We start from the raw sequence: 5,011 nt of genomic DNA, 5'->3' as shown, positions 1-5,011 counted from the left end.
CCGCGCCGCCGTAGGCGGCACATCTAAAGCGCCCCGGAGGGGTGCGAAGAAAGCCTTCCGACCGCAGGGAGAAATATCTGTCGCCTGCCGGGGCGGGATAGGCAATCCGCGCCGCCGTGGGCGGCACATCTAAAGCGGCCCGGAGGGGCGCGAAGAAAGCCTTCCGACCGCAGGGCGAAATATCTGTCACCTGCCGGGGCGGGACCCGGAAAGCCCGCCGGGGGCAGGGCGGCACAAAAAACAAAAGCCGGACGGGAGGCCCGTCCGGCTCGGGTTTTCCGCCCCGTGCAAACGCAATTTCGAGGTAAAAACCGTTTTTAGTATGTGCCCGGCGCGTGAAAAGATGCAAAACGGAAAAAATTATTTGAAACCCTTGCATTGAAAGGGCGATTATGCTATCATATTACGAGTTGGAGTACTCAGGAATCGGAGGTAAAAAAAGGATGAATGCGATTGAAATCATCGGCGGCGTCCTGATTATGATTGCCGCTGTTGTGATTACCGTGACGGTCATGTTTCAGGAGGGCAAGGGCAACGGCCTGAACGCGCTTGCCGGCTCGAATGAATCGTCTTATCTCGGGAAGAACAAAAACCGTTCGATGCAGGCGACCATGGTCCGCGTCACCAAGTATTCGGGGATTGCGTTTGTGGTCATCACGCTCGCGGTCTATCTCATCAGCTACGCGATGAAATAAGTCATTTGCGGATAAACGCCCGGCCAAACGGCCGGGCGTTTTTTTGTGCCAGGGATGCTCAGGCGAACTCCTTGACGAGCGTCTCGTGTTCGCAGAATTCCTCAAAGAACCGCTCCCCCGTCGGTCGGTAGCCGCACTTCTCATAGAAGGGGATGGCGTAGAGCTGCGCGCCCACGACGATCTTTTTGGCGCCCCGCTCACGCGCCGCGGCCTCGAGCCGCTCCATCAGCAGCCGCCCGAGCTGCCCGCCGCGGAAGGCCCTGCGCACCGCGATGCGCCCGATGTGGAAGGTCGTCCCGTCCGCGTCGCAGTAGACCCGCCCCGTCGCGGCGGGCCGGCCCTCCCGGTAGACGACCATGTGCCGCGACACCGCGTCGAACTCGTCCTCGTCGGGGATGGTGAAGCCCTGTTCCTTTGTGAAGACCTCGTCGCGCACCCACAGCGCGTCGGAGAGGTTGTCCGTGCCGTCAAAAAATCGAATCTCCATAGCTCCTCCCGGTAAATGAAACGTTCACCGGACCATTATACGCCCTTATACGCCGAAAATCAACTTGACGAAGAGCAGGGAGATCACGCCGGGCAGGCCGAGCAGCGTGGCGGTCCCGACGGTGAAGAGGTTGGGGGAGAGGACGATTCCGGTGAAGCTCCCGGACCAGCAGACGGCAAGGAGGGCGGCGTTGCCGGTGAGGGCGGAGAAGCAGAGGGAACGGAGAAAGTGCCGGGAGCGCCACAGGGCGACCGGCATGACAAGGCAGACGGCGCCCGCGGCGGCGGTCAGGATGAAGTGCGCCAATCGTTTCACCTCCGGGCTTTTGGTTTCCATTACAGGGTATGCCCGCCCGCCGGAGGATATGTCCAAAAAAGCGCCCGCAGTTACCTGCGGGCGCTTTTTTGCGCAGAGAGGGCGTCTGTAAGCCGGGTTCTGTCGTGGACAACGATCTTTCTGGGCCGCGCGTCGCCGCGCGGCTCAAGCCGCCTTTCGGGACCCGGCGGGCCGCCGCATCGTCCCAGCTGGCGTTGCTTCGGATAGGGTTTACATGGCGGCGCGGTTACCCGCGCCCCGGTGAGCTCTTACCTCGCCTTTCCATCCTTACCACCGTCCGCGGGGGAAGCCCCCGTGATGCGATGGCGGTATCTTTCTGTTGCACTTTCCCTCGGGTCGCCCCGGCCTGCCGTTAGCAGGTATCCCGCCCTGTGAAGCCCGGACTTTCCTCACGTCCCCGCCGAAACGGGGCCGCGCCGCTGTCCAACGCGCTCTCTACACTGGCTTCAGTATACGCCAAACGCACGAATCCGTCAACCTTGTCCGTCAATCCTGCAAAGATCATATAAAAAACGTGAAAACTTTGAAAAAAGACCATTTTTTTGCAACATTTATATTGCATCGCTGCAAATAATTCATTATAATAAAGAATATCTGATACGCGGCCCGCCGGTGCGGAAACCAGAATGGGCCGGATGGATGTAATTCGATAAGGGGGAATTATCATGTCAACCTTTCAAAGTACATATCTGCAGGGCGTCTACGACACCGTATGCAGGCGCAACCCGAACGAGCCGGAGTTTTTGCAGGCGGTCAAGGAGGTCCTTGAGTCGTTCGAGCCGGTCGTGGCCCAGCGCCCCGACCTTGTAAAAGCGGGGATCATCGACCGCATCGTCGAGCCCGAGCGGTTCATCCAGTTCCGCGTCTCGTGGGTGGATGACGAAGGCAATGTCCAGGTCAACCGCGGCTTCCGCGTCCAGTACAACTCCGCGATCGGCCCCTACAAGGGCGGCCTGCGGTTCCATCCGAGCGTCTGCGCCTCGGTCATCAAGTTCCTCGGCTTTGAGCAGTGCTTCAAGAATTCGCTGACCGGGCTGCCGATGGGCGGCGGCAAGGGCGGTTCCGACTTCGACCCCAAGGGCAAGAGCGACGGGGAGATCATGCGCTTCTGCCAGAGCTTCATGACCGAGCTCTACCGCCATATCGGCCCGGATACCGACGTCCCGGCGGGCGACATCGGCGTGGGCGCGCGGGAGATCGGCTACCTCTACGGCCAGTATAAGCGCCTGCGCAACGAGTTCACCGGCGTGCTGACCGGCAAGAGCCTCTCCTACGGCGGCTCCCTCATCCGCCCGCAGGCCACCGGCTACGGCCTGCTCTACTTCACCCAGCAGATGCTCAAATCGATGAAGAACGACTCCCTCGCGGGCAAGACGGTCGTCATCTCCGGTTCGGGCAACGTGGCCATCTACGCCTGCGAAAAGGCGCAGGAGATGGGCGCGAAGGTCGTCGCCATGTACGACTCCAACGGCTACATCTACGACAAGGACGGCATCAAGCTCGACGTCGTCAAGCAGATCAAGGAGGTCGAGCGCGCCCGCATCAAGGAGTATGCCGCGCGGGTGCCCGGCGCCGAGTACCACGAGGGCTGCAAGGGCATCTGGACGGTCAAGTGCGACGTCGCGCTGCCCTGCGCGACCCAGAACGAGATCGACGCGGAGGCCGCGCGGGCGCTCGTCGCGAACGGCGTGATGGCGGTCTGCGAGGGTGCGAACATGCCCAGCACCCCCGAGGCGGTCGAGATCTTCCAGAAGAGCGGCGTGATGTTTGGACCGGCGAAGGCGGCCAACGCGGGCGGCGTGGCGGTCAGCGGCCTGGAGATGTGCCAGAACTCGGCGCGCTATTCCTGGACGGCCGAGGAGGTCGACGCCAAGCTCAAGAGCATCATGGAGAACATCTTCCACAACGTGTACGGCGCGTCGAAGGAGTTCGGCGCCGAGGGCAACCTCGTGATGGGCGCGAACATCGCCGGCTTCATGAAGATCGCCGACGCGATGAAGTGGCAGGGCGTCGCCTACTGAGCGAAACGGGTCCCGCACAGCGGATGAGAAACGATCAGGCTGCCGGAATTCCTTTCCGGCAGCCTGTTTCCATACCGCCGGATGTTTGTGGCATCTGACAAATTTTCAGGATTTTTTTTGACACGGAACTGCTTCCGTGCTATGATGGGAACCATACAGAAAACCGTATTACCGGGGAGAAAAAAGGAGTGTTTACCAATGATGGAGATCAAGGTCACGCTGACCGATCATCCCAGACAGAAGCCCGATGAGAACAACCTCGGCTTCGGTCATATCTTTACCGACCACATGTTCCTGATGGACTACGACGACGGGCAGGGCTGGCACGACCCGCGCATCGTTCCCTACGGCCCCATCCCGATGGACCCGGCCTGCTCCTGTCTGCACTACGCGCAGGAGGTCTTTGAGGGCATGAAGGCCTACCGCACCGCAGACGGAAAGATCCAGTTCTTCCGTCCCGGCCAGAACTTCAAGCGACTGAACACCTCCTGCGAGCGCCTCGTCATCCCGAAAATGGACGAGGAGCTGCTGATGGAGGGCCTCAAGCGTCTCGTCACCATCGAGAAGGACTGGGTCCCCTCCGCGCCGGACACCTCCCTCTACATCCGCCCCTTCATCGTCGCCACGCAGGCGGTGCTGGGCGTGCACCCGTCCGCGCACTATGTCTACTGCGTCATCCTCTCCCCCTCGGGCGCCTATTACGCGGGCGGCATCGACCCGGTCAAGATCTACGTCGAGACAAAATACGTCCGCGCGGCCTCCCAGGGCGGCATGGGCGCCTACAAGACGGGCGGCAACTACGCCGCCAGCCTCATCGCGCAGGAGGAGGCCGAGAAACAGGGCTACTCCCAGGTGCTGTGGCTCGACGCGGTCGAGCGCAAATACGTCGAGGAAGTCGGCTCGATGAACGTCTTCTTCAAGATCGACGGCGAGATCGTCACCCCGGAGCTCGACGGCAGCATCCTGCCCGGCATCACCCGCAAATCGGTCATCCAGCTGCTCCGGTCGTGGGGGATGAACGTCTCCGAACGCAAGCTCTCGATCGATGAGCTCGAAAGCGCCGCCAAGGCGGGCAAGCTCGAAGAGGCGTGGGGCACCGGCACCGCCGCCGTCATCTCGCCCATCGGCGAGCTCAAGTGCGGCGATACCGTCACCGTCATCAACGAGGGCAAGATCGGTGCGATCAGCCAGAAGCTCTACGACACGATCACCGATATCCAGTGGGGACGCATCCCCGATCCGTTCGGGTGGATCACGCCCTGCTGCTGATTGCTTTGATTTGCCGCTCGTGAGCGGCGGAGCTTGTCAGCGGCCCGCCCCCGGCGATGGTTTTAGCTTTACCGCTCAGTGAGCGGCGAAGTTTGCCGGTAGTCGACCGGCGGCGAGTTCCTTTCTTGATCGCCCAAGAAAGGAACCAAAGAAGGGCGCTCAAGGGGACTTCCGCCAGTCCCCTTGAGAAACCCCCGGGAGTA

General features: G+C 61.4%; 5 protein-coding genes and 1 other RNA gene. 3 read left to right on the top strand and 3 right to left on the bottom strand.

All coding sequences use genetic code 11. The features are described from left to right. Positions 1-443 precede the first annotated feature (443 nt). Positions 444-695, top strand: a complete 252-nt coding sequence (gene secG / locus RDM88_RS11795) for a preprotein translocase subunit SecG (protein ID WP_308755025.1) — start codon at positions 444-446, stop codon at positions 693-695. A gap of 58 nt (positions 696-753) precedes the next feature. On the opposite strand, the gene RDM88_RS11790 is transcribed toward secG, so the two are convergent. The 3 genes from RDM88_RS11790 to rnpB all read right to left on the bottom strand — a co-directional run bounded on the left by RDM88_RS11790 (position 754) and on the right by rnpB (position 1,953). Continuing rightward, positions 754-1,182 carry a GNAT family N-acetyltransferase gene (locus tag RDM88_RS11790; protein WP_308755024.1) on the bottom strand — a complete coding sequence of 143 codons (429 nt, stop codon included), beginning with the start codon at positions 1,180-1,182 and terminating at the stop codon, positions 754-756. Positions 1,183-1,227: 45 nt separating this feature from the next. Next, on the bottom strand, positions 1,228-1,488 hold the full coding sequence (locus tag RDM88_RS11785; protein ID WP_308755022.1) for a pro-sigmaK processing inhibitor BofA family protein: 261 nt from the start codon (positions 1,486-1,488) through the stop codon (positions 1,228-1,230). A 102-nt stretch (positions 1,489-1,590) separates the two neighbouring features. Continuing rightward, positions 1,591-1,953, bottom strand: an RNA gene (gene rnpB / locus RDM88_RS11780) — RNase P RNA component class A. Between the two features lie 230 nt (positions 1,954-2,183). On the opposite strand from rnpB, the gene gdhA reads away from it, so the two are divergent. Continuing rightward, on the top strand, positions 2,184-3,539 hold the full coding sequence (gene gdhA / locus RDM88_RS11775; protein ID WP_308755021.1) for an NADP-specific glutamate dehydrogenase: 1,356 nt from the start codon (positions 2,184-2,186) through the stop codon (positions 3,537-3,539). A gap of 201 nt (positions 3,540-3,740) precedes the next feature. Beyond that, the gene (locus tag RDM88_RS11770) at positions 3,741-4,808 is read left to right on the top strand and encodes a branched-chain amino acid aminotransferase (RefSeq protein WP_308755026.1); all 1,068 of its coding nucleotides are present in this window, start codon (positions 3,741-3,743) and stop codon (positions 4,806-4,808) included. Positions 4,809-5,011: the final 203 nt, after the last annotated feature.

Origin of the sequence: uncultured Anaerotruncus sp. (assembly GCF_902490045.1) — a bacterium.
Taxonomy (GTDB): Bacteria; Bacillota; Clostridia; order Oscillospirales; family Ruminococcaceae; genus Anaerotruncus.
Note: the sequence above shows the minus strand (reverse complement) of the source record. Positions and strands in the feature narration are given on the sequence as shown.

What these genes read in the sequence shown, in the direction of transcription:
- secG (WP_308755025.1), top strand. Translation starts at nt 444, where the DNA reads ATGAATGCGATTGAAATCATCGGCGGCGTCCTGATTATGATTGCCGCT.
- RDM88_RS11790 (WP_308755024.1), bottom strand. Translation starts at nt 1,182, where the DNA reads ATGGAGATTCGATTTTTTGACGGCACGGACAACCTCTCCGACGCGCTG.
- gdhA (WP_308755021.1), top strand. Translation starts at nt 2,184, where the DNA reads ATGTCAACCTTTCAAAGTACATATCTGCAGGGCGTCTACGACACCGTA.
- RDM88_RS11770 (WP_308755026.1), top strand. Translation starts at nt 3,741, where the DNA reads ATGGAGATCAAGGTCACGCTGACCGATCATCCCAGACAGAAGCCCGAT.